This window comes from Achromobacter sp. GbtcB20, assembly GCF_019091095.1.
Classification (GTDB): domain Bacteria; phylum Pseudomonadota; class Gammaproteobacteria; order Burkholderiales; family Burkholderiaceae_B; genus Achromobacter; species Achromobacter mucicolens.
In genome coordinates, this window is the sequence record NZ_JAGXJZ010000437.1 from 1 (window position 1) to 300 (window position 300).

At 67.7% G+C, this 300-nt stretch carries 1 protein-coding gene; it reads left to right on the forward strand.

Annotated features, from left to right (window positions below; translation table 11 throughout):
• Positions 1-300, forward strand: a 300-nt coding sequence (locus KVT32_RS29665) for an AAA family ATPase (protein ID WP_217619381.1), incomplete at both ends; no start/stop codon positions are given.

A 300-nucleotide genomic window follows, 5' to 3' on the forward strand; every position in this document is an offset into this window, starting at 1 on the left:
GAAGCGCCGCGAGGCGCTCGACCACACCCTGCTGTTCGGCCCGCCGGGCCTCGGTAAAACCACGCTGGCCCACATCATCGCGCGCGAAATGGGCGTCAACCTGCGCCAGACCTCCGGCCCGGTGCTGGAGCGTCCGGGCGACCTGGCGGCCATTCTTACCAACCTCGAGCCGAACGACGTGCTGTTCATCGACGAGATCCACCGCTTGTCGCCGGTGGTCGAGGAGATCCTGTACCCGGCGCTGGAGGACTACCAGATCGACATCGTGATCGGCGAGGGCCCGGCCGCGCGTTCCGTGAA